This is a genomic window from Streptomyces sp. AHA2 (genome assembly GCF_036857595.1).
Taxonomy (GTDB): Bacteria; Actinomycetota; Actinomycetes; order Streptomycetales; family Streptomycetaceae; genus Streptomyces.
The window spans coordinates 39,153-62,328 of sequence record NZ_JAUQWJ010000014.1 but is presented as its reverse complement, the minus strand read 5'-3'; the positions used below and the strand labels follow the sequence as shown (position 1 = coordinate 62,328).

Annotated in this window: 23 protein-coding genes; 17 read left to right on the top strand and 6 right to left on the bottom strand. The window is 72.6% G+C overall.

What is annotated here, in order from left to right:
* Positions 1–17: 17 nt before the first annotated feature.
* The 3 genes from Q5694_RS25310 to Q5694_RS25300 are packed head-to-tail and all read left to right on the top strand — an operon-like array spanning position 18 to position 2,510.
* Positions 18–605, top strand: a complete 588-nt coding sequence (locus Q5694_RS25310; protein WP_333935646.1) for a DUF5998 family protein — start codon at positions 18–20, stop codon at positions 603–605.
* Positions 605–1,801, top strand: a complete 1,197-nt coding sequence (locus Q5694_RS25305; protein ID WP_333935645.1) for an alkaline phosphatase family protein — start codon at positions 605–607, stop codon at positions 1,799–1,801. The genes Q5694_RS25310 and Q5694_RS25305 overlap by 1 nt, the downstream gene beginning before the upstream one ends.
* A gap of 58 nt (positions 1,802–1,859) precedes the next feature.
* Positions 1,860–2,510 carry a thymidine kinase gene (locus Q5694_RS25300; protein WP_333935644.1) on the top strand — a complete coding sequence of 217 codons (651 nt, stop codon included), beginning with the start codon at positions 1,860–1,862 and terminating at the stop codon, positions 2,508–2,510.
* Positions 2,511–2,641: 131 nt separating this feature from the next.
* Here Q5694_RS25300 and Q5694_RS25295 read toward each other — a convergent pair whose 3' ends face one another.
* Positions 2,642–3,445, bottom strand: a complete 804-nt coding sequence (locus Q5694_RS25295) for a VOC family protein (protein WP_333935643.1) — start codon at positions 3,443–3,445, stop codon at positions 2,642–2,644.
* A gap of 250 nt (positions 3,446–3,695) precedes the next feature.
* Between Q5694_RS25295 and Q5694_RS25290 the strand changes: the two genes are divergently transcribed.
* Positions 3,696–4,547 carry a sulfurtransferase gene (locus tag Q5694_RS25290; RefSeq protein ID WP_333935642.1) on the top strand — a complete coding sequence of 284 codons (852 nt, stop codon included), beginning with the start codon at positions 3,696–3,698 and terminating at the stop codon, positions 4,545–4,547.
* A gap of 78 nt (positions 4,548–4,625) precedes the next feature.
* Here the strand turns inward: Q5694_RS25290 and sepH are convergent, their stop codons facing one another.
* Positions 4,626–5,675, bottom strand: coding sequence for a septation protein SepH (gene sepH, locus Q5694_RS25285; RefSeq protein ID WP_333935641.1), 1,050 nt, complete (start codon positions 5,673–5,675; stop codon positions 4,626–4,628).
* A gap of 472 nt (positions 5,676–6,147) precedes the next feature.
* Between sepH and Q5694_RS25280 the strand changes: the two genes are divergently transcribed.
* Complete coding sequence (locus tag Q5694_RS25280; protein WP_443040933.1) at positions 6,148–6,981, top strand: hypothetical protein; 834 nt, start codon at positions 6,148–6,150, stop codon at positions 6,979–6,981.
* Here the strand turns inward: Q5694_RS25280 and Q5694_RS25275 are convergent.
* Entirely contained in the window at positions 6,905–8,224 is a 1,320-nt protein-coding gene (locus Q5694_RS25275) for a D-arabinono-1,4-lactone oxidase (RefSeq protein WP_333935639.1), read from the bottom strand. The two genes, Q5694_RS25280 and Q5694_RS25275, sit on opposite strands and share 77 nt — an antisense overlap.
* Complete coding sequence (locus tag Q5694_RS25270) at positions 8,184–9,422, bottom strand: MFS transporter (RefSeq protein WP_333935638.1); 1,239 nt, start codon at positions 9,420–9,422, stop codon at positions 8,184–8,186. The genes Q5694_RS25275 and Q5694_RS25270 overlap by 41 nt, the downstream gene beginning before the upstream one ends.
* Positions 9,423–9,580: 158 nt before the next feature.
* On the opposite strand from Q5694_RS25270, the gene Q5694_RS25265 reads away from it, so the two are divergent.
* Both Q5694_RS25265 and Q5694_RS25260 read left to right on the top strand, forming a co-directional pair.
* Complete coding sequence (locus tag Q5694_RS25265; RefSeq protein WP_333935637.1) at positions 9,581–10,708, top strand: ferrochelatase; 1,128 nt, start codon at positions 9,581–9,583, stop codon at positions 10,706–10,708.
* Between the two features lie 8 nt (positions 10,709–10,716).
* Entirely contained in the window at positions 10,717–11,532 is an 816-nt protein-coding gene (locus Q5694_RS25260) for an inositol monophosphatase family protein (protein ID WP_333935636.1), read from the top strand.
* 147 nt (positions 11,533–11,679) lie between these two features.
* Here the strand turns inward: Q5694_RS25260 and Q5694_RS25255 are convergent, their stop codons facing one another.
* Positions 11,680–11,853 (bottom strand): hypothetical protein, encoded by a 174-nt coding sequence (locus Q5694_RS25255; RefSeq protein ID WP_333935635.1) that lies wholly within the window; start codon positions 11,851–11,853, stop codon positions 11,680–11,682.
* Between the two features lie 405 nt (positions 11,854–12,258).
* Between Q5694_RS25255 and Q5694_RS25250 the strand changes: the two genes are divergently transcribed.
* From Q5694_RS25250 to Q5694_RS25235, 4 genes are all read left to right on the top strand, one after another.
* Entirely contained in the window at positions 12,259–12,912 is a 654-nt protein-coding gene (locus tag Q5694_RS25250) for a response regulator transcription factor (protein ID WP_010353034.1), read from the top strand.
* A gap of 6 nt (positions 12,913–12,918) precedes the next feature.
* Complete coding sequence (locus tag Q5694_RS25245; protein WP_333935632.1) at positions 12,919–14,166, top strand: sensor histidine kinase; 1,248 nt, start codon at positions 12,919–12,921, stop codon at positions 14,164–14,166.
* 406 nt (positions 14,167–14,572) lie between these two features.
* Positions 14,573–14,869: a DUF4193 domain-containing protein gene (locus Q5694_RS25240; protein WP_003993510.1), complete on the top strand. Its 297-nt coding sequence runs from the start codon at positions 14,573–14,575 to the stop codon at positions 14,867–14,869.
* 13 nt (positions 14,870–14,882) lie between these two features.
* Positions 14,883–15,872, top strand: coding sequence for a hypothetical protein (locus tag Q5694_RS25235; protein ID WP_333935625.1), 990 nt, complete (start codon positions 14,883–14,885; stop codon positions 15,870–15,872).
* A gap of 111 nt (positions 15,873–15,983) precedes the next feature.
* On the opposite strand, the gene Q5694_RS25230 is transcribed toward Q5694_RS25235, so the two are convergent.
* Positions 15,984–16,442 carry a DUF3093 domain-containing protein gene (locus tag Q5694_RS25230; RefSeq protein WP_333935624.1) on the bottom strand — a complete coding sequence of 153 codons (459 nt, stop codon included), beginning with the start codon at positions 16,440–16,442 and terminating at the stop codon, positions 15,984–15,986.
* 58 nt (positions 16,443–16,500) lie between these two features.
* Between Q5694_RS25230 and Q5694_RS25225 the strand changes: the two genes are divergently transcribed.
* The 6 genes from Q5694_RS25225 to Q5694_RS25200 all read left to right on the top strand — a co-directional run bounded on the left by Q5694_RS25225 (position 16,501) and on the right by Q5694_RS25200 (position 23,114).
* Complete coding sequence (locus tag Q5694_RS25225) at positions 16,501–17,085, top strand: PaaI family thioesterase (protein ID WP_333935623.1); 585 nt, start codon at positions 16,501–16,503, stop codon at positions 17,083–17,085.
* A 41-nt stretch (positions 17,086–17,126) separates the two neighbouring features.
* Entirely contained in the window at positions 17,127–17,663 is a 537-nt protein-coding gene (gene dut / locus Q5694_RS25220; RefSeq protein WP_333935621.1) for a dUTP diphosphatase, read from the top strand.
* Between the two features lies 1 nt (position 17,664).
* The gene (locus Q5694_RS25215; protein ID WP_333935620.1) at positions 17,665–18,417 is read left to right on the top strand and encodes a DUF3710 domain-containing protein; all 753 of its coding nucleotides are present in this window, start codon (positions 17,665–17,667) and stop codon (positions 18,415–18,417) included.
* Between the two features lie 158 nt (positions 18,418–18,575).
* Positions 18,576–19,751, top strand: a complete 1,176-nt coding sequence (locus Q5694_RS25210) for an alginate lyase family protein (RefSeq protein WP_333935619.1) — start codon at positions 18,576–18,578, stop codon at positions 19,749–19,751.
* 139 nt (positions 19,752–19,890) lie between these two features.
* On the top strand, positions 19,891–22,434 hold the full coding sequence (locus Q5694_RS25205) for a sensor histidine kinase (RefSeq protein WP_333935618.1): 2,544 nt from the start codon (positions 19,891–19,893) through the stop codon (positions 22,432–22,434).
* Positions 22,431–23,114, top strand: coding sequence for a response regulator (locus Q5694_RS25200; RefSeq protein WP_333935617.1), 684 nt, complete (start codon positions 22,431–22,433; stop codon positions 23,112–23,114). The genes Q5694_RS25205 and Q5694_RS25200 overlap by 4 nt, the downstream gene beginning before the upstream one ends.
* Positions 23,115–23,176: the final 62 nt, after the last annotated feature.

Sequence of the window (23,176 nt, the reverse complement as noted above, 5' to 3'; positions counted from 1 at the left end):
CCCGTAGGATGGGCGTCATGGCCAAGACCAGTACGACGACCCAGGGGCTGCGGGCGGCGATCGAGCGCAGCGGCTACTACCCGGCCCTCGTGGCCGAGGCGGTGGAGGCCGCCGTGGGCGGCGAGCCCATCCGGTCGTACCTGGTCCACCAGGAGACGACGTTCGACCAGAACGAGGTGCGCCGGCACGTCACGGTGCTCGTCCTCACCGACAACCGCTTCATCGTCAGCCACACCGACGAGCAGGCCGCCGACAGCACCTCCCCGACGCCGTACGCGACGACGTCGACGGAGTCCGTGAAGATCGGCCGCATCTCGTCGATCGTGGTCAGCCGCGTGGTCGCCAACCCGGAGTCGTACAAGCCGGGGACCCTGCCGCGTGAGGTCGTCCTCACCATCGGCTGGGGCGCCGTCTCCCGGATCGACCTGGAGCCGGCCGCCTGCGGCGACCCCAACTGCGAGGCCGACCACGGCTACACCGGCAACTCCACGGCGGACGACCTCAGCCTGCGCGTGAGCGAGGCCGGGGACGGTCCGGAGACCGTGCGCGAGGCTCTCGCCTTCGCGCAGGCCCTCTCCGAGGCGACCGCGGACACCGCCCGCTGATGACCCATTCCAAGACGGCCTGGGACCCCCATCCCGAACCGCTCACCGTCGCCTCCGCCCCCGTCCCCGAGTACGGCAGCGGATCACTCGCCGACCTCCTGCCCACCCTGGCCGCCGGCCTGGACGTGCCGGGCATGACCGCCGCGATCCCCGAGCTGACCCCCGCCGACCGGAACTGCGTGTTCCTGATCGACGGCCTCGGCTGGGAGCAACTGAAGGCGCACCCCGGGGACGCGCCCTTCATGACGTCGCTGCTCGCCACCTCGCGCGGCGGCACCGGACGTCCCCTGACCGCCGGCTACCCGGCGACGACGGCGACCTCCCTGGCCTCCGTCGGCACCGGACTGCCGCCCGGCGCGCACGGCCTGCCCGGCTACACCGTGCGCAACCCGGACACCGGCGAGCTGATGAACCAGTTGCGCTGGCAGCCCTGGACCCCGCCCGCCCCCTGGCAGCCGTACCCGACGGTCTTCCAGCTGGCCCACCAGGCGGGTGTGCACGCGGCCCAGGTGTCGTCCCCGACCTTCGAGAACACTCCGCTGACGAAGGTCGCGCTCAGCGGCGGCAGGTTCCTCGGGCGGCTCTCCGGCGAGGACCGCGTGGACCTGGCGGCCGAGCAACTGGCCGCGGGCGACCGCTCCCTGGTCTACACGTACTTCGCCGAGGTCGACGGCGCCGGTCACCGCTTCGGCGTGGACTCCGACGCCTGGCGCGGCCAGCTCATGTACGCCGACCGCCTGGTCCAGCGCCTGGCCGAGCAACTGCCCCCGCGCAGCGCGCTGTACGTCACCGCCGACCACGGCATGATCGACGTGCCCTTCGGCGAGCAGCACCGCATCGACTTCGACGAGGACTGGGAGCTGAGTGCGGGCGTCGCCCTGCTCGGCGGCGAGGGCCGTGCCCGGCACGTGTACGCGGTGCCCGGCGCCGCGAACGACGTCCTGACCTGCTGGCGCGAGGTGCTCGGCGAGCAGTTCTGGGTCGCCTCGCGCGACGAGGCCGTCGCGGCGGGCTGGTTCGGCCCGCAGATCGACGAACGGGTGTACCGCCGGCTCGGAGACGTGATCGCCGCCGCCCGCGACGACGTGCTGCTCATCGCCTCCGAGCGGGAGCCCAAGGAGTCGGCGATGGTCGGCAACCACGGTTCGATGACCCCCGCCGAGCAGCTGGTCCCCCTGCTCGAAGTACGCTCCTGACGTCCCGCGGCCGGACCCGTCCGGCCGGCCCCATCCGCCGAAAGGTGCTCAAGCCCACATGCCCGAGCTGGTGTTCTTCTCCGGAACGATGGACTGCGGGAAGTCGACACTGGCTCTCCAGATCGAGCACAACCGCTCCGCCCGCGGCCTGCAGGGCATGATCTTCTCCCGGGACGACCGGGCCGGCGAGGGCAAGCTCTCCTCCCGCCTGGGCCTGGTCACGGACGCGGTGGAGGTCGAGGACGGCCAGGACCTGTACGCCTACCTCGTCGACCACCTCTCCCAGGGCGGCCGCGCCGACTACGTCATCGCCGACGAGGCGCAGTTCCTCTCGCCCGAGCAGATCGACCAACTCGCGCGCGTGGTCGACGACCTGAGTCTGGACGTCTACGCCTTCGGCATCACGACCGACTTCCGTTCCAAGCTGTTCCCCGGCTCGCAGCGGCTGGTGGAACTGGCCGACCGGGTCGAGGTGCTCCAGGTGGAGGCCCTGTGCTGGTGCGGCGCCCGGGCCACGCACAACGCCCGCACGATAGGCGGTGTCATGGTCGTCGAGGGCGCTCAGGTCGTCGTCGGCGACGTCACCCACTCCGCCGACGAGGTGGGCTACGAGGTGCTGTGCCGCCGCCACCACCGCCGCCGCATGACCGCGGCGTCGGCCCGGGCGGCGGCCCTGTCCCCGGACGTGCTGCCGGTGTCGTCCGCCTGACGGGACTTCGGCCGGACGGGAACCGGTCGGCGTACCGGGGCTCGTGGCGCAGTGGGCGCCGGGCGGCGGCGCACCACGGTTCGGCCGCACCACGGCCCGGCCGCACCGCACCGCCGGTCGCATCGGAGCCGTCAGCCCGGTGGCTGCAGCAGCGCGAAGCGCGCCCCTTCCGGATCCGCCACCGCCGCCACCCGCCCCTGCGCCGTGTCGTGCACCGGCTTGAGGATCTGCCCGCCCAGGTGCACGACGTGGTCCACGGCGTCGTCCACGTCGGCGACCTGGAAGTACGTCACCCAGTGCGGCCCCCGGTCGCGGGGCAGGGCCCGGCCCAGGCCGTGGATGCCGGCGACGGGCCGGCCGCCGAGCTGCAGCGTCACGTAGTCGAAGTCGGCGGACACCACCGGCTCCTCCTCGTGGCCGAACACCGTCCGGTAGAACTTGGCGACGGTCGCGGACTCGAAGGTCAGCAGCTCGTTCCAGGCGGGTGTGCCCGCGACACCGGAGACGGCCGTGCCCCGGTGCGCGGCAGCCTGCCAGATCCCGAACACGGCGCCCGACGGATCGGAACCGATGGCCAGCCGCCCGGCGTCGGCGGCGTCCAGCGGGCCCACCCCGATCGTGCCGGCGCGGCTGCGCACGGTCTCGGCCGTCAGATCGACGTCGTCCGAGGCGAAGTAGGGAGTCCACGTGACGGGAAGGTGACGGTCCGGAGGCAGCCGCCCGATGCCCGCCACCTCGCGCCCGTCGAGCAGGGCGCGCACGTACGGGCCGAGTTGCTGGGGTCCGGGCCGGAACTCCCAGCCGAACAGCGCCCCGTAGAACTGCTCCGTCGCGTCAAGGCCGTGCACCATCAGGCTCACCCAGCAGGGTGTGCCGGGCGTGTGCCGATCGGGCGCTGCGCCGTTCCGGCGGGCGGGCCCCCGTTCGTCGGTCATCGTCACTCTCTTCTCGGCCTCGCGATGGCCGTGCTCTGCGCAGCCTGCGTGGGGCATGCCCTGTGGGGCGGCCCTGCCCGGGAGAATGCCCGAAGTGCGGGTCCCTGTCCCTCGCGGCGCGCTCGTCGGCACATGCGTTCAGCTGTACAGCATGTGCTTGTTCCCGCACGCGGTGTGATCGTCCGGGTCCGGCCGAGCAGAGTAGCCGGACACGGGCGGGTCGGCCACCCCCGTGCGCGAGGATGGGGCCATGAACGCCATCATCTCCGCATCCGACCTCGCGACCGAGCTGGCGGGTTCGCGTCCTGTGGTCTTGCTCGACGTCCGGTGGCAGCTCACCGCGGCGAGGGCGGCCGGCGAACCGCCCTTCGACGGCCGGGCGGCCTACGAGGCCGGGCACCTGCCGGGCGCCGTCTACGTCGACCTGGACCGGGAGCTGGCCTCCGCACCGGGCGAAGGCGGCCGTCACCCGTTGCCCGAGTTGGGGGTCTTCGGTGCCGCGATGCGCCGGGCGGGCGTGTCGTCCACGACGCCGGTGGTCGTCTACGACGGCGGCCAGGGCTGGGCGGCGGCCCGGGCCTGGTGGCTGCTGCGCTGGACGGGTCACCCGGACGTGCGAGTCCTCGACGGCGGGTTGCCGGCCTGGCCGGGCCCGCTGGAGACGTCCGTACCGGACCCGGTGGAGGGCGACTTCGCGCCCGTGCCGGGGCGGAGCGGGCTCCTCGACGCCGACGCCGCCGCCGCCCTGGCGCGGTCCGGGGTGCTGCTGGACGCGCGGGCGGCGGAGCGGTACCGGGGCGAGGTGGAGCCGATCGACCCGGTGGCCGGGCACATCCCCGGCGCGGTGTCGGCGCCCACCACGGACAACGTGGGCGCGGACGGCCGTCTCCTGCCCGCCGGGGAACTGCGCGAGCGCTTCAAGGGCCTGGGCGTGACCGGCGGTTCCCGGGTCGGCGTCTACTGCGGCTCAGGTGTCTCCGCGGCGCACGAGATCCTGGCCCTGGCGGTCGCGGGCATCCCGGCGGACCTGTACGCCGGGTCGTGGTCGGAGTGGTCCTCGGACCCGGCTCGGCCGGTCGCGACCGGGCCGGATCCCCAGTAAAACGGCATGAGCGAGGGCCGCGCCCGCACGGGCGCGGCCCTCGTCCGTTCCTGCGGCCGTGTTCCTGCGGCCGGCCGGCTACTCCTGCTTCTTGCGCCGGGTGCCGAACACGATCTCGTCCCAGCTGGGGACGGCCGCCCGGCGGCCCGGGCGGACGCCGTCGGCCTCCGCCTGGCGGTCGGTGGCGCCGATGAGCCGGTCGCGGTGGCTGCCGACGGAACGCGGCATGAGGACGTCGGCGTAGGCGGAACCGGCCGAGGCGGCGGGGGCCGGCGGCTCCTCCACCTCGGCTTCCACGACGGGCTCGTCCTCGTCCTCGGGCGCCGGGCGCTCGGGCACCACGAGGTCGCCGCGGAAGCTCGGCACCGCCTCCAGCAGGCTGGTCAGCGAGTCCCGTTCGGCCGAGGCGGTGAGGGCGGTGGCCTCCTCGTCGGGCTCGGTCACCGGCGCGGGCAGGCTCAACCGCTCGCGGTCGCCGGAACGGTCCAGCGGCCTGTCGCGCGGCAGTCGGGCGATCCGCGGCACGAAAGGGAAGCTCGGCTCGGGCGCGGCGAGGTCGTCGGACTCCCCGATCAGCGAGCGGGCCTCGTCGTCGACGGCCTGCACGAGCCGCCGGGGCGGGTCGTACGTCCAGCTCGCCGAGTGCGGTTCGCCCGCGACGCGGTAGACCAGCAGGACCTCCCAGGTGCCGTCGTCGCGGCGCCACGAGTCCCACTGCACGGTGTCCTTGTCGGCGCCGCGCAGCAGCAGCCGCTCCTGCACGGCCTCGCCCAGCGGGGGACCGGAGGTCTCACCGGGGCGGCGGACGGGGGTCTTGCGGGCCCGCTCGGCCATGAAGGCACGCTCGGCGAGCACGGGACCCTCGAAGCGGCGCACCCGGTCGACGGGGATGCCTGCCAGCTGCGCGACCTCTTCCGCTGTCGCGCCGGCACGTATACGCGCCTGGATGTCGCGGGGGCGGAGGTGGCTCTCCACCTCGATCTCGATCTGGCCGAGGCGGGGACGGTCGCCACGCACGGCGGCGCGGAGCCGTTCGTCGATGGGAAGCGTGTACTCCGTGCTGTCCGCAGCCTTCAGCACCAGCCGTGTGCCGTCATTCGAGACGGCCACGACACGCAGTTCGGGCATGGGGACCTCCCGGGTGGTGCCTGCCGACGTCACGTGCGTCGCTGCTTCCGCTAGTCGAGTGTGGCCTGCCCGGGTGCAGCCTGCCACAACCTTGCCGAGTTGCCCGGCGTGTCGGGCGCGGGCCCTGGATCGCCGTTATGGCACGGTTACCTATTCGCAACGCTAAGTGACGAACTCCGTCACCCTGTGCAACTAGCCCCCTCCCGGCGGTCCTTGACGGCTCCGGGCACCCTGACGGGAGACCGGGCCCAGGGCTCGCCACAGTACTCCATTTGGGCCACGTGCGTGGATTGGCACGCCGTCCAACTTCTGGCAAGGACTGAGACTTGGCCTTCTGGTGCCCCCGTCCCGCGATCTTGAACGTGGGGAAGTTCACGTCGTCGCCGGAACCGGAACTGGGCGTTTCGGCCGCTCGTCCCCCTTCTTGTGCAGTTGAACGACCGTGTACGGGAACGGGAGGCAAGGTCCGGGGATGCGTGGAAGGCCCGATGGTGTCGATGTGGCGGACGAACCCGCGGCGGGGAAGCCGAAACGGATCGACCTGAATGTGCCCCAGGTGGCGGGCGGCGCCGTGGCGGCCGTCCTGGCCGCCAAGCTGGCCTCGTACTTCGGTGTGTACGGGACGATCCTCGGGGCCGGCGTGGTGAGCGTCGTCGCCACCTGCGGTGGCTCCCTCTTCCAGCACTTCTTCACGCGCACGGGTGAGCAGATCCGCGGTGCGACGGCCGCGGCGCCCCGGGTGGAGGCGGTCCCCGAGGCGCAGAACCCGCCGCCCCTGGGCGAGTTCACCGAGGGCACGGTCTACCGCGCCCGCGCCCACGCCGGGGGCTGGAAACGGGCGGTGCTCGCCGCGGCCGTCGTCTTCGGCGTCACGATGGCCGGAATCACCTCCTACGAGCTGCTGTCCGGCCACAACCTCGGCGGCGGGCGCAGCACCACCGTCGGTGACGCCTTCACCGGCGGTCACAACTCCGCACGGGATGACGGGGATTCCGGCGAGCCGGGCGAATCCGGTGAATCGGGGAAGCGGGACGGGCCGGAACCCTCCGGACGTTCCGACGGGCATTCGGAGGGTGACGGCGGCACGACGGCTGATCCGTCGGCCGGTGCTTCCCGGAGCGGGGACCCCTCGCCCTCCTCCGACGGGGGCGACGGAGCCGCGACGCCGAGTCCGGCGCCGACGCCGAGCGGGAGCGAGGACTCCGCGCGCACCACCCCCGACGCGTCGCCTACGCCCCCAGCACCCTCCGCAGGTAGTCGTTCTGGAACCGGCGGTCAGGATCCAGGCGATCCCGCAGCGCCGTGAACCCGCCGAAGCGCGGATACACCCCGGAGAGGTACTCCGCGTCCCGGGTGTGGATCTTGCCCCAGTGCGGACGGCCCTCGTGGGCGGTGAAGATGCGCTCGGCCGCGGTGAAGTACCGCTGGTAGGGCGTCCCTCGGAACATGTGGACGGCGATGTAGGCGGTGTCGCGGCCGGAGGCGGTGGACAGGGTGATGTCGTCGGCGGGGGCGGTCCGCACCTCGACGGGGAAGCTGACCCTCAGCCCCGAGCGGTCGACCATCGTCCTCAACTCGCGCAGCGCGTCGGTCACGGCCGCCCGCGGGACGGCGTACTCCATCTCCACGAAGCGCACCCGGCGCGGGGAGGTGAAGACCTTGTACGGGATGTCGGTGTAGGTGCGGGCGGACAGGGCCTTGCTGGAGACCTGCGCGATGGCGGGGATCGTGGCGGGCACCGCCCGGCCGACCCAGTTGGCCACCTGGAAGACGCCGTTGGAGAGGAGCTCGTCCTCGATCCAGCCCCTCACCTGCGGCACGGGCCTCTCCGGACCGGCGCTGCGGTTGTTGCGCTTGGTGTTGGTGCTGCCGGTGTGCGGGAACCAGTAGAACTCGAAGTGCTCGTTCTCGGCCCACAGCTCCTCGAAGTCCGCGAGCACCCGGTCGAAGGGCATGGGTTCCTCGCGGGCCGTGAGCAGGAAGACCGGCTCGACGGCGAGGGTGAGCGCGGTGACGACGCCCAGGGCCCCGAGACCGATGCGCGCGGCGGCGAAGACGTCCGGGTTCTCCTTCTCGGAACAGGTGAGGACCGAGCCGTCGGCCGTGACCAGTTCCAGGCCCTTGATCTGGGCGGCGATCGATGCGGAGTCGCGGCCGGTCCCGTGCGTGCCGGTGCTGGTGGCGCCGGAGACCGTCTGCTCCATGATGTCGCCCATGTTCGTCAGCGACAGGCCCTCACGGGCGAGGGCCACGTTGAGCCTCTTGAGCGGGGTGCCGGCCTCCACCGTGACCGTCATGTTCTCGCGGTCGATCCTGCGTATCCCGGTCAACAGGTGAGGGCGGATCAACAGGCCGTCGGTCGCGGCTATGGACGTGAAGGAGTGCCCCGTGCCGACGGCCTTCACCCGCAGACCGTCCTCGGCGGCCCGCCGCACGGCGGCGGCCAGCTCGTCGACGGAGGCCGGGGCGACCTCCCGGGCGGGGCGCGCCGAGACGTTGCCGCCCCAGTTACGCCACGTGCCGTTCTTTCCGTTCGCTGTGCTGCTCAACGGAGCCTCCCCGACCCGGTGCCGGTCGTTTGAGCCGGCGGAACCCGAGGAAACCCACCGCGACCGCGACGGCCCCGGACACCGCCGGAACCCCGTACCCCGCACGCGCCCCGGCCGCGTCGATCACCCAGCCGGCCGCGGAGGAGCCGAGCGCGACTCCCACCGCGAGCCCGGTGCTCACCCAGGTCATGCCCTCGGTGAGCTGCGCGCGTGGTACGTGCTCTTCGATGAGGGACATCGTCGTGATCATCGTCGGAGCGATGGACAGACCCGCAACGAACAGCGCCACGGCCAGAGACGGCAAGTTTCCGACCAGTAGGAGGGGGATCATACTCACGGCCATGGCGCACACGCCCAGCAACCACCGGCGTTCCGGCGCCCCGGCGAAGTGCAGCAGCCCGAAGACCATGCCCGCCACGCAGGAACCCGCGGCGTACACCGCGAGGACGATGCTCGCCGCCGCCTTGTGCCCCTCCTCCTCGGCGAAGGCCACGGTCACCACGTCGACCGCTCCGAAGATCGCGCCGGTCGCGACGAACGTCACCACCAGCACCTGCAGCCCCGGCGCGCGCATCGCGCTGCCCCCGCCCTTGCGCTCGCGCGGGTGCGGGGCGGGCTCGGTGGAGCGCTGCGCGGTCAGCCAGAACACGCCGGCGGCCAGGAAGCAGGCGGCCAGCAGCGGCCCGGCCTCCGGGAACCACGCCGTGGACAGGCCGATGGAGATGATCGGCCCGAAGATGAAGCACACCTCGTCGACCACGGACTCGAAGGAGTACGCGGTGTGCAGCTGCGGCGTCCCCCGGTACAGCGCCGCCCAGCGGGCCCGGACCATCGCGCCGACGCTCGGCACGCAGCCGATGCCGACGCACGCCGCGTACAGGACCCAGTCCGGCCAGCGGTAGTGCGCGGCGAACAGCAGGACGGCCGCCGCGGCGAGGGAGATCAGCGTCGCCGGCCGCAGCACCCGCCGCTGCCCGTACTGGTCGACCAGCCGGGACACCTGCGGCCCGGCCACCGCGGCCGACAGCGCGATGGTCGCCGACAGGGCGCCCGCCAGGCCGTACCGCCCGGTGATCTGGGAGATCATCGTGACCACGCCGATGCCCATCATCGACAGCGGCATCCGGCCGAGGAGACCCGCGGCGGAGAAGCCCTTGGTGCCGGGCGCGGCGAACAGGGCGCGATAAGGGCTGGGCAACGGGGTCTCCGGAGGGCTCGGTAAGCTGCCAACGCAGTCGACACAGCTTACGTCCCGCGGCTCGCGCACGCACCGGTCCGGACGGCTCCCCACCGGCCCGGCGCCCGGACCCGCCCGCCGTTTCCCGGCTGTCGGTGCCGGGTGGCAGGATCGGACCCATGCCAGACGCGCGCGATGCCAGCCCCTACGACGCCCTCCTCCTGCTCTCCTTCGGCGGCCCGGAAGGCCCGGACGACGTGGTCCCGTTCCTGGAGAACGTGACGCGCGGCCGGGGCATCCCCACCGAGCGTCTCAAGGAGGTCGGGCAGCACTACTTCCTGTTCGGCGGGGTCAGCCCCATCAACGACCAGAACCGCGCCCTGCTGGACGCCCTGCGCAAGGACTTCGCCGAGCACGGCCTCGAGCTGCCCGTCTACTGGGGCAACCGCAACTGGGCCCCGTACCTGACGGACACCCTGCGCGAGATGGTCCGCGACGGCCGCCGCCGCATCCTGGTCCTGGCCACCAGCGCCTACGCCTCCTACTCGGGCTGCCGCCAGTACCGCGAGAACCTCGCCGACGCGCTCGCGGCCCTGGAGAGCGAGGGGCTTCAGCTGCCGAGGATCGACAAACTGCGGCACTACTTCAACCACCCCGGCTTCCTGGAGCCCATGATCGACGGGGTGCTCCGCTCCCTGGAGGAGCTGCCCGAGGAGGTGCGGGACGGGGCCCACATCGCCTTCTCCACGCATTCGATCCCCACGGCCTCCGCCGACACCTCGGGACCCGTCGAGGCCCACGGTGACGGCGGCGCGTACGTACGGCAGCACCTGGACGTGGCCAAACTGATCGCCGAGGCGGTCCGCGAGCGCACCGGCGTCGACCACCCCTGGCAGCTCGTGTACCAGTCCCGCTCGGGCGCCCCGCACATCCCGTGGCTGGAGCCGGACATCTGCGACCACCTCGACGAACGGCACGCGGCCGGCGTCCCGGCGGTGGTGATCGCCCCCATCGGCTTCGTCTCCGACCACATGGAGGTCCTCTACGACCTCGACACGGAGGCCAAGGCCAAGGCGGAGGAGCTGGGGCTGCCCGTGCGCCGCTCCGCCACCGTCGGCGCCGACCCCCGCTTCGCCGCCGCCGTCCGCGACCTCGTCGTGGAGCGCGCCGCCCTCGAGCGCGGGCAGGAGGTCACGCCGTGCGCCCTGGGCTCCCTCGGGGCGAGCCACCAGCTCTGCCCGGTCGGCTGCTGCCCGGCCCGCGCCCCGAAGCCCGCCGCGGCGGGCGCCGACAGCCCCTACGCGTGAGGAGCCCCGTGACCGACCCCCTGCACTCGGACCTGCTCGCCCTCGCCCAGGAGGCCGCGGCCCGTGCCGGCGCCCTGCTGCGGGACGGCCGGCCCGCCGACCTCGCCGTCGCCGCGACCAAGTCCAGCCCCATCGACGTCGTGACGGAGATGGACATCGCGGCGGAGAAGCTGATCACCGGTCTGATCGCCGAGCGGCGCCCCGAGGACGGCGTCCTCGGCGAGGAGGGCGCCTCCACCGAGGGCACGAGCGGCGTCCGCTGGGTGATCGACCCGCTCGACGGCACGGTCAACTACCTGTACGGGCTGCCCACCTGGGCCGTCTCCGTCGCCGCCGAACAGGACGGCGAGACCGTCGTCGGGGTCGTCGCGGCCCCGATGCGCGGTGAGACGTTCCACGCGGTGCGCGGCGGCGGGGCGTGGGCCACCGGCGCCTGGGACGGCGAGCGCCGGCTGGCCTGCCGCCCCGCACCGCCCCTGGACCAGGCACTGGTCTCCACCGGCTTCAACTACGTCGCCGAGGTCCGCGCCCACCAGGCCGACGTCGCCCGGCGGCTGATCCCGATGCTGCGCGACATCCGCCGGGGCGGCTCGGCCGCCGTCGACCTGTGCGACGTGGCGGCCGGCCGCCTGGACGGGTACTACGAGCGCGGGCTGCACCCCTGGGACCTCGCGGCCGGGGACCTCATCGCCCGGGAGGCGGGCGCACTGACCGGCGGCCGCCCCGGACAGCGCCCGTCGGGAGAGCTCGCGGTCGCCGGGAGCCCCGGGGTCTTCGAACCCCTCCAGCGTCTGCTGGAGGACTTCGGCGCCTGGCACGACTGACGTCGCCCCCGGCCCGCCCCTCGCGGGCCGGGGCTCGTCGAGGCCCGACGGCGGGCGGCGGCAGGGCGGACAGCGGGTGAACTCGGCCGTGAACGGCGAAGCGGGCCCCGGCGCTGGATTCGCCGGGGCCCGCTCGGTTCGCTCCGATCAGACGCTGATCGCGCCGACCTCCACACCGTGCTCGGCGGCGAGGCGGCGCAGGTCGTCGAGCTCGCCCTGTTCCACGTCGACGAGGAACTCGTCGCCCTCGTCTCGAGCCCGGGACAGATCGGACTCGGTCGCCCTTATGCGCTGCAGAAGTCCTGCGGTGAATGCGTCCATGCTGCGCCCCCTCGTCCTGGGTCGTGGGTCGATGGCACGGGGGTGTGCCGTTCGGAAGGGACGATCACGCCGCGTGCGGATGCCCAGCGCCGCGGGCCGGGCGGCGACGGTGCCGGACACCCACGCCCGCCCTGCGGAAAAGCGGATTGCACCGCACCGCATGGTGGTGCGGTGCCAGCAGAGCGTGATCGTGGGATGTAAAGCCGTCCTCCCCAAGCTCTCTTCCGTGGAAACCTAACCGCCGGAGAAAACTTCGTATTCCCCTCCCGGCCCCCGCAGCCCCACCCGCCTTACCGCCGACTTATGACCGAAAAGGGCAGGATGGAGGGCAACACCGAGACCCCGAACACCCCTGCCCGCCCGCGCCCAGCGTCCGGCGGGCGGACATCAGGAAGGACAAGGGACGTGCGCGTACTCGTCGTCGAGGACGAGCAGCTGCTCGCCGATGCGGTGGCCACCGGACTGCGCCGGGAGGCCATGGCCGTCGACGTCGTCTACGACGGTGCGGCCGCCCTGGAGCGCATCGGCGTGAACGACTACGACGTGGTCGTCCTCGACCGGGACCTCCCGCTCGTGCACGGCGACGACGTCTGCCGCAAGATCGTGGAGCTGGGCATGCCCACCCGCGTGCTGATGCTCACCGCCTCCGGCGACGTCAGCGACCGGGTGGAGGGCCTGGAGATCGGGGCGGACGACTACCTGCCCAAGCCCTTCGCCTTCAGTGAGCTCATCGCGCGCGTGCGGGCCCTGGGCCGGCGCACCAGCGTGCCCCTGCCGCCCGTCCTGGAGCGGGCCGGGATCAAGCTCGACCCCAACCGCCGCGAGGTCTTCCGCGACGGCAGGGAGGTGCAGCTCGCGCCCAAGGAGTTCGCCGTCCTGGAGGTGCTGATGCGCAGCGAGGGCGCCGTCGTCTCCGCCGAGCAGCTCCTGGAGAAGGCCTGGGACGAGAACACGGACCCGTTCACCAACGTCGTGCGCGTGACGGTCATGACCCTGCGCCGCAAGCTCGGCGAGCCTCCCGTGATCGTCACCGTCCCCGGCTCCGGCTACCGGATCTGAGTCCCCGTGGCGACGACCCCAGCACCCCCGCAGGCGCCCCCCAAGCCCACCTGGGACCCCAGAAGACCGGTACCTCCCTTCCCCTGGCTGCGCCCGACCATCCGCATACGGCTCACGCTGCTGTACGGCGGCATGTTCCTGATCGCCGGCATCCTGCTGCTGTCGATCATCTACCTGCTGGCCGCGCAGGCGCTCAACACCGGCAACGAGCCCCTCTTCAAGATCGTCGGTGGCACGGAGATCAAGGTGGCCAGTGAGAACTGCCCCGCCGTGAACTCCGCCAGCCCGACGCTGTCCGAGTTCAACGCCGCGATCAGCAGGTGCATCGACGACCAGCGCCAGGCCGCGCTCGACAACCTCCTCAGCCGCTCCCTCCTGGCCCTGCTCGGCCTGGCGGTCATCGCCTTCGCGTTCGGCTACGCCATGGCCGGGCGGGTGCTGTCGCCGCTCGGGCGCATCACCCGCACCGCCCGCGCGGTCGCCGGCTCGGACCTGTCGCGCCGGATCGAGCTGGACGGCCCGGACGACGAGCTGAAGGAGCTGGCGGACACCTTCGACGACATGCTGGAGCGGCTCCAGCGGGCGTTCACCGCCCAGCAGCGCTTCGTCGGCAACGCCTCGCACGAGCTGAGGACGCCCCTGGCGATCAACCGCACGCTCCTGGAGGTGCACCTGTCCGATCCCGGTGCCCCCGCGGAGCTGCAGCAGCTCGGCAAGACACTGCTGGCCACGAACGAGCGCAGCGAGCAGCTCGTGGAGGGCCTGCTGCTGCTCGCCCGCAGCGACAACCAGATCGTCGAGCGCGGCCCGGTGGACCTCGCCGAGGTCGCGGGACAGGCCATCGACCAGGTGCGCGCGGAGGCCGAGAGCAAGGGTGTGCAGATCCGGGGGGAGCGAAAGCCCGCGGTCGTCCAGGGCAACGGCGTGCTGCTGGAGCGCATCGCGCTGAACCTGGTGCAGAACGCCGTGCGCTACAACGTGCCCGAGGACGGCTGGGTGGAGGTCACCACGGACGTCCAGCACGGCCAGGCGGTCCTGGTCGTCTCCAACACGGGACCGGTCGTGCCGGCCTACGAGATCGACAACCTCTTCGAGCCGTTCCGGCGGCTGCGCACCGAGCGCACGGGCAGCGACAAGGGCGTCGGGCTGGGCCTGTCGATCGTCCGGTCGGTGGCCCGGGCCCACGGCGGGCACATCTACGCCCAGCCTCGCGAGGGAGGTGGGCTCGTGATGCGAGTCACGCTGCCCGTCTGAGATCATGGCGCCGATCAACTCGACGACACGCGGAGTTGTTCGCTTTGAGCGGAATTTCCACACCGTTGCCGGGCGTGTCCCGTGTGTGATCGATCACAGGGGCGGCTTTCCGGCCATCTACTCTCCGTGATCACGCGCCCGGCCGGAAAGCCGGGAAAATCCCGGTTTTCGGGGGTCGTGATCACGGGAAGTACAGGGTGAGACGCCTTTGTAGTGCGGCATTCGGACCGTGTACGGTCCCCATCGCCATCCAAGCCGATCACTCGTGAGGAGTCCGGTTGGGTGTCGATTGAGTAACAGACCTTGATGTGAGGCAAAATCTCCGCCTCAGGTCGGGCACAAGTCCGGCCTCTCACGCGTTACGTGCGCTGGAGACACCGCAGACACCCAGAGGGGGAGAGCGACCATGGCCACCGATTACGACACTCCACGCAAGACCGACGACGACGTCGACTCGGACAGCCTCGAAGAGCTGAAGGCTCGGAGGAACGACAAGTCGGCCTCCGCCGTGGACGTCGACGAGTTCGAGGCCGCAGAGGGCCTCGAGCTTCCCGGCGCCGATCTTTCGAACGAGGAACTGGCCGTCCGGGTCCTCCCGAAGCAGCAGGACGAGTTCACCTGCATGAGCTGCTTCCTGGTCCACCACCGCAGCCAGCTGGCCCGGGAGAAGAACGGCCAGCCGATCTGCCGCGACTGCGACTGAGGGCGGGTCGGCCGTGACTGGCTCGACCCCTCCCTGGAAGCGCCGCTTCTCCAAGCGGAGGGCGGACGAAGGGCCGATCGAGAGCGGCCCGCGGTACGACGCGCGTGACGAGGAGCGAGGCGCCACCGGCACGGGGGCGGCCTCGCTCGAACCTGCAGCGGACCGGGGTGACCTCCCGGCGTCCGTGGACGTCCCCGCACCCGTCGCCCGGCGGCGGGCGGGGACGATCCGGCAGCGGGCCAGGGAAGGCGCCCGCAGGGGCGGCGACCGGGCCCGGGCGGGGCTGTCCTACCTCGCCGACCGGATCATCGAGATGGCCCCCCGGGTTCCCGTGCGGGACCTGGCGACCCTGCGCAGGCAGTTCCCCGGTCTCGGACCGGAGGAGATCGCCGACAAGCTCGTGGCGGGGGCCTCGAAGGCGACGGCGACGGTCGGCGCCGGCATCGGCGCGGCGGCCATGCTGCCCGTGCCGCCGGCGATGCCGACGGAACTGGCGGCGGAGGTCACCGGCGTCGCGGCGATCGAGCTGAAGCTGATCGCGGAACTGCACGAGGTGTACGGCGTGCGGCCGGCCGGCACCCTCAAGCAGCGCAGCACCGCCTACCTCCACTCGTGGTCGGGCGAGCGGGGGATCGACGCCACGAAGCCGTCGACCGTCAGCACGGCGCTGAACAGCCGTATGAAGCGTGAGCTGCGGCAGCGGATCATGAAGCGGATGGTCCGCAACATGCCGAACCTGATGCCCTTCCTGGTGGGTGCCGCTGTGGGCGCCGCGATGAACCGCAGCGAGACCAGGAAGCTCGCCGGCCGGATCCGGGCCGACCTGCGCAGGATGCAGGTGCCCTGGGAGGCCCTGGAGGCCCTTCCCGCCCTCGAGCGCCCGGCCGACGCCCTGGAGATGGGCGAGATCGAGCACGACCCGCTGAACCGCCGTTCGCGGCGGCACGACGAGGGTCACGGGAAAGGCGACGGACCGGGCGGCCGGCCCGCCGGCGGACGCTGACCCGCCGCCCCGGCGGCCGGGGTCCTGACCTGCGTCGCGTCCGGGAACCGGCCCGCCGCTGCGCCGGGCGCCGGTCCGTCCTCCGGCCCGGTGACCGTCCGCGCGGGTGTGCTACTTCGTCTTCGCGGCCGTGAGGGCCGCGGCCAGGCGTTCCGGCTCGCGCGTGGACAGGTACAGGTACGGCGTGGGGTCCTCCGGGTCCGTGACCCGCACGCGCAGCGCCGTCGGGATGTAGGCGCGCAACAGCATGAAGGCGCGCGGGTCGGCCTTGTGCGTGCGCCAGGCGCGGGCCTCCTGGGCGTCCAGCACCTCGGCCTCGCCCAGGGCCGTCACCGGGATCTTCGCCTCGCCCGCGATCAGGGAGTCCCCGACGACGCGGATGCGGACCGATCCGTACGAGCTGGCGGCGACGGCCGCGACCGCGGTGCCCCCGGCCAGCCCGCCGAGCATCGGCAGCGTGCCGAACGGGAGCAGGACCAGGGCCAGGGAGACCCCCACGAGGAGCGAGATCAGCCACCAGGTCCGCGGGGCGGTCAGGCGTTCTTCGTACGGGGCGGCGGAGAGCTGCATGGAGCCAAGCTTGGCACGGTGTCCGCAGCGGGCCGACGCGCGGGTAAGGTCTGCGGCTGTGAGTCGTACTTCCCCAGCTCTTCAGCCCCCGGCCGACGCCGTGTCACCGGTGCGGCACCCGGACGCGCCGGCGCCCGGTGAGCTCCTGGGCGCGCACTACGGTCAGTGCTTCGGCTGCGGCGGCGAACAGCCCCACGGGCTGCACCTGGAGGCCCGGGCCGGCGAAGGCGTGTCCCTCACCGCCGAGTTCACCGTGCAGCCCGCACACCAGGGCGCTCCCGGCCTCGCGCACGGCGGCGTGCTCACCAGCGCCCTCGACGAGACCCTCGGCTCACTGAACTGGCTGCTGCGCACGATCGCCGTGACCGGACGGCTGGAGACCGATTTCGTGCGGCCGGTGCCGGTCGGCACCACGCTGCACCTCCAGGCCGAGGTCACGGCGGTCGCCGGACGGAAGATCTACTCGACCGCGACCGGACGCGTGGGCGGTCCCGACGGGCCCGTGGCCGTGCGGGCCGACGCGCTCTTCGTGGAGGTCGAGGTCGGCCACTTCGTCGACCACGGCCGCCCCGAGGAGATCAGGGCCGCCATGAGCGACCCGGACCAGGTCCGGCGCGCCCGTGCCTTCGAGGTGAACCCGTGAGCCGTGAGTCCGTGGACCCCGCGCCGGTGAGCCGTGAGCCGGTGGAACTGCTGATCCGGCGCGTCGATCCGGACGTACCGCTCCCGTCGTATGCGCATCCCGGGGACGCGGGGGCCGATCTGCGGACGACCGAGTCGTGCGAGCTGGCCCCGGGGGAGCGGGCCGTGCTGCCCACGGGGGTGTCTGTGGCGCTGCCGGAGGGGTACGCGGCCTTCGTGCACCCGCGATCCGGTCTGGCCGCTCGCTGCGGCGTCGCCCTGGTGAATGCCCCGGGGACGGTTGATGCCGGGTACCGTGGGGAGATCAAGGTGATCGTGGTGAATCTCGACCCGCGCGAGGCCGTGCGGTTCGAGCGCTTCGACCGGATCGCCCAACTGGTCGTCCAGCAGGTCGAGAAGGTCCGCTTCCGCGAGGTGGCGGAGCTTCCCGGCTCCGTGCGCGCCGAGGGGGGCTTCGGGTCCACCGGAGGCCATGCCGCGGTGGACGGGACGAGCGGCACAAGCGGTCAGGCCGCCATGGGCGGTCGGACGGGTGGGAATCGATACGCTTCGGTCGTATCCGACCGGGAAGGACAGTGACGTGTTCGGACGTCGCAAGAAGAGGGATGCCGCCGAGGACGCGGCCGGCGAGGCCGAGCAGGTCGTCGACGGTGTCGACACCGAGGCGGACGCCGAGGGCGAGCGTCTGAGGCTCGAGCCGGCGCCCCGCCCCGACGGGCCCTGGGACAGTTCGGAGGTCCGCGACCCGGCCGAGGGCCGCGTCGACCTGGGCGGTCTGTTCGTGCCGGGCGTCGACGGCATGGAGCTCAGGGTCGAGGTCGCCGGGGACGCGATCGTCGCCGCGACGGTCGTCCTGCGTGACAGCGCCATCCAGCTGCAGGCCTTCGCCGCGCCCAAGCGCGAGGGCATCTGGGGCGAGGTGCGCGAGGAGATCGGCACCGGCATCACCCAGCAGGGCGGCATCGTCGACGAGGTCGAGGGTCCGCTGGGCTGGGAGCTGCGTGCCCAGGTGCCGGTGCAGCTGCCGGACGGCACCGGCGGCTTCCAGGTCGTGCGGTTCGTCGGCGTGGACGGCCCCCGCTGGTTCCTGCGCGGGGTGATCTCGGGCCAGGGCGCGGTGCAGCCGCAGGCCGCCGGGCTCCTGGAGCAGATCTTCCGGGACACCGTCGTCGTCCGGGGCGAGGGCCCGATGGCGCCCCGCGACCCCATCGTCCTGAAGCTGCCGAACGACGCCCAGATGGTTCCCGAGGGCGTGCAGCAGGAGGAGGGCTCCCGTTTCGCCGGCGGAATGGGACAGCTCCAGCGCGGACCGGAGATCACCGAGGTCCGCTGAGGCCACGCGACAGCAGGGCCGCATCCCGTAGGGGGTGCGGCCCTTTCCCGTGCGCGGAACCTTGACGGCGCAATGGTCCGTACCTACCGTCTCCGACCAACGCGCCCGTTCATAAAGGCGCTTCACGTTCACATACGAGAACGGAAGGCCCCCCACGCATGCGCAGAACCGCTCTCCTCGCCGCCTCGGCCGCCCTCGTCGCCGGGGTCCTCGCCTGGCCCGCCGGTGCCGCTCCCACCGCTCCCGCCGCCTTCGTCCACCCCGGCGTCACCGTCTCCAAGGGCCAGCTGGACTTCGCCCGCTCCCAGGTCGGCGCCGGCGCCCAGCCCTGGAAGGGCGCCTTCGACCGGATGATGGCGAGCAAGTACGCCGACCTGAACCGCGCCCCCAAGCCCCGGGCGGTCGTGGAGTGCGGCTCCTACTCCAACCCCAACTACGGCTGCACCGACGAGCGCGAGGACGCGATCGCCGCCTACACCCAGGCCCTGGCCTGGTACATCACCCGCGACGAACGGCACGCCCGCAAGGCGATCGAGCTGATGGACGCCTGGTCCGCCGTGCTCCGCGACCACACCAACAGCAACGCGCCCCTGCAGACCGGCTGGGCCGGCTCCACCTGGCCCCGGGCGGCCGAGATCATCAAGTACACGTACACCGGCACCTGGGCCGACTCCGGGCGCTTCGCCACCATGCTCCGCACCGTCTACCTGCCCGAGATCATCAACGGTTCCCACTCCAACGGGAACTGGGAGCTGTCGATGATGGAAGCCGCCATCGGCATCTCCGTCTTCCTGGAGGACAAGGCTTCGTACGACAAGGCCATGGCGAAGTTCCGCACCCGGACGGCCGCCTACGTCTACCTGGAGTCCGACGGCGCACTGCCCAGGACCGTCCCCAGCCAGAACCTCGACACCCGCGACAAGGTCGTCAAGTACTGGCAGGGACAGTCCACCTTCGTCAACGGGCTCAGCCAGGAGACCTGCCGCGACTTCACGCACACCGGCTACGGCCTCTCGGCGATCTCCCATGTCGCCGAGACCAGCCGGATCCAGGGCCAGGACCTCTACGGCACGGACGTGGGGGAGCGGCTGCGGCACGGGCTCGGCTTCCACGCCAAGTACGAACTCGGCAGCGCCGTCCCGAGCTGGCTGTGCGGCGGCTCCCTCGAGCTGGGACTCGGCCCGGTACCCGAGGTCGGCCACAACGCCCTCGCCAACCGCCTCGGGCACGCCATGACCAACACCGAGACGCTGACCCTGCGAGGCCGCCCCGCCGGCTCCAACAACCTCTTCGTGGCGTGGGAGACCCTCACCCACGGCGACAACCCCGCGTGAGCCGCTGGGCGGCCGGACGGCCGGGCGCGTCAGGGTTCCGTCAAGGACGGCCCCGGTGACGCGTCCGGCACCGCCGCGCCGCCCCCGACGGTCGTAGGGTCGACGCTGCGAAAGCAGCAGACCGGAAGACAATGAGGCCATGGCACGCGGCAAGCTCCGTATCTACCTCGGTGCGGCACCGGGCGTCGGCAAGACGTACGCGATGCTGTCCGAGGCGCACCGCCGGGTCGAGCGGGGCACCGACTGCGTGGTCGCCTTCGTCGAGCACCACGACCGCCCCCGCACCGAGGTCATGCTCCGCGGGCTGGAGCAGGTGCCGCGCCGGGAGCTGGAGTACCGGGGCGGGGTCTTCACCGAGATGGACCTCGACGCCGTCCTCGCCCGCCGCCCGCGCGTCGCCCTGGTGGACGAACTCGCCCACACCAACGTCCCCGGCTCCCGCCACACCAAGCGCTGGCAGGACGTGGAGGAACTGCTGGCGGCCGGGATCGACGTCGTCTCGACCGTCAACATCCAGCACCTGGAGTCCCTCGGCGACGTCGTCGAGTCGATCACCGGGGTGCGGCAGCAGGAGACCGTGCCGGACGAGGTGGTCCGCCGGGCCGACCAGATCGAGCTGGTCGACATGGAGCCCGAGGCGCTCCGGCGCCGGATGGCGCACGGCAACATCTACCGGCCCGACAAGGTCGACGCCGCCCTGTCCAACTACTTCCGTCCCGGCAACCTCACCGCGCTGCGCGAACTGGCGCTGCTGTGGGTGGCCGACCGGGTCGACGCCTATCTGACGCGGTACCGCAGCGAGCAGGGCGTGTCGCGGATCTGGGGCTCGCGCGAGCGGATCGTGGTCGGCCTGACCGGCGGCCCCGAGGGCCGGACCCTGATCCGCCGGGCCGCACGGCTGGCCGAGAAGGGCGCCGGCGGCGAGGTGCTCGCCGTCTACATAGCCCGCAGCGACGGGCTGACCTCGGCCTCGCCGAAGGAACTGGCGCTGCAGCGGACCCTGGTCGAGGATCTGGGCGGAACGTTCCACCACGTCGTCGGGGACGACATACCCGCCGCGCTGCTCGCCTTCGCCCGTGGGGTGAACGCCACCCAGATCGTGCTCGGCTCCTCCCGCCGCAAGACCTGGCAGTACGTCTTCGGGCCCGGCGTCGGCGCGACCGTGGCCCGCGAGTCCGGGCCGGACCTGGACGTGCACATCGTCACCCACGGCGAGGTCGCCAAGGGCCGCGGCCTCCCGGTCGCCCGGGGCGCGCGCCTCGGGCGGTCCCGGCGCCTGTGGGGCTGGCTCGCCGGCGTGGCCGGGCCGCCGGTCCTGACGGCCCTGCTCAGCACCGTCGACCTCGGCCTGGCCAACGACATGCTGCTGTTCCTCGCACTGACCGTGGCGGCCGCCCTGCTCGGCGGTCTGCTCCCGGCGCTCGCCTCGGCGGCCGTGGGCTCCCTGCTGCTCAACTACTTCTACACGCCGCCCCTGCACCGGTGGACCATCGCCGACCCGAAGAACATCGTCGCCATCGTGATCTTCGTGGCGGTCGGGGCGGCGGTCGCGTCCGTGGTCGACCTCGCCGCCCGCCGCACCCACCAGGCGGCCAGGCTGCGGGCGGAGTCCGAGATCCTTTCGTTCCTCGCGGGGAACGTGCTGCGCGGCGAGACCGGCCTGGAGGAGCTGCTGGAGCGGGTCCGGGAGACCTTCGGCATGGAGTCCGCGGCCCTGCTGGAGCGGGCCGGCGACGTCGAGCCCTGGACCTGTGCCGGACGCGTCGGCCGCGGGCGCCCCGTCGAGCGGCCCGACCAGGCCGATGTGGACATGCCGGTCGGGGATCACATGGCCCTGGCCCTCACCGGTCGTGTCCTGCCCGCCGAGGACCGCAGGGTGCTGGCCGCCTTCGCCGCCCAGGCCGCCGTCGTCCTGGACCGCAGCCGACTCCAGGAGGAGGCCGGCCGGGCCCGCACGCTCGCCGAGGGCAACCGCATCCGCACGGCTCTGCTCGCCGCCGTCAGCCACGATCTGCGCACGCCGCTCGCCGGGATCAAGGCCGCGGTGACCTCGCTGCGCTCCGAGGACGTGGCCTGGTCCGAGCAGGACCGCGCGGAACTGCTGGAGGGCATCGAGGAGGGCGCCGACCGCCTCGACCACCTCGTCGGCAACCTGCTCGACATGTCCCGCCTCCAGACCGGCACCGTCACCCCGCTCATCCGCGAGGTCGACCTGGACGAGGTCGTACCGGTGGCGCTCGGCGGCGTGCCCGAGGGCAGCGCCGAGCTCGACGTCCCGGAGACGCTGCCCATGGTCGCCGTCGACCCCGGCCTGCTGGAGCGGGCGGTGGCCAACCTCGTCGAGAACGCCGTCAAGTACGCCCCACCCGATGTGCCCGTGCTGGTCGCCGCCAGCGCGCTCGCCGACCGGGTGGAGGTGCGGGTGGTCGACCGGGGGCCGGGTGTGCCCGACGCGGCCAAGGACCGGATATTCGAGCCGTTCCAGCGCTACGGCGACGCCCCGCGCGGGGCCGGGGTGGGACTCGGCCTGGCGGTGGCGCGCGGCTTCGCCGAGGCCATGGGCGGCACCCTCGCCGCCGAGGACACCCCCGGAGGCGGACTGACCATGGTCCTCACCCTCCGCGCGGCGCACTCCCGCCCCTCGCTCCTGTCCGCAGCAGACTCCGAAAGGCAGGTCTCATGACCCGCGTCCTGGTGGTCGACGACGAGCCGCAGATCGTGCGCGCCCTCGTGATCAACCTCAAGGCACGCACGTACGAGGTCGACGCGGCCCACGACGGTGCCACCGCCCTCCGGCTCGCCGCCGCACGCCACCCCGACGTGGTCGTCCTCGACCTCGGGCTGCCGGACATGGACGGCGTGGACGTGATCCGGGGGCTGCGCGGCTGGACCCGGGTGCCGATCCTGGTGCTGTCCGCCCGGCACTCCTCCGACGAGAAGGTCGAGGCGCTGGACGCGGGCGCCGACGACTACGTCACCAAGCCGTTCGGGATGGACGAGCTGCTGGCCCGGCTGCGGGCCGCCGTGCGCCGGGCCGAGCCGGCCCACGGCGGCGAGGACGACGTGCTCGTGGACACCGGCGAGTTCACCGTCGACCTGGCCGCGAAGAAGGTCCACCGGGCGGGCAGGGACGTACGGCTGACGCCCACGGAGTGGCACCTGCTGGAGGTGCTCGTGCGCAACGGCGGCCGCCTGGTCGGGCAGAAGCAGTTGCTGCAGGAGGTGTGGGGGCCGTCGTACGGGACGGAGACCAACTATCTGCGCGTGTACATGGCGCAACTGCGGCGCAAACTGGAGGCCGACCCCTCCCACCCGAAGCACTTCATCACCGAGCCGGGGATGGGGTACCGGTTCGAGAAGTGAGCGTACGGGCCCCGGCCGGACGGGGCACCGGGTCGGGAGACGAGGCCCTCACCACACGGGTA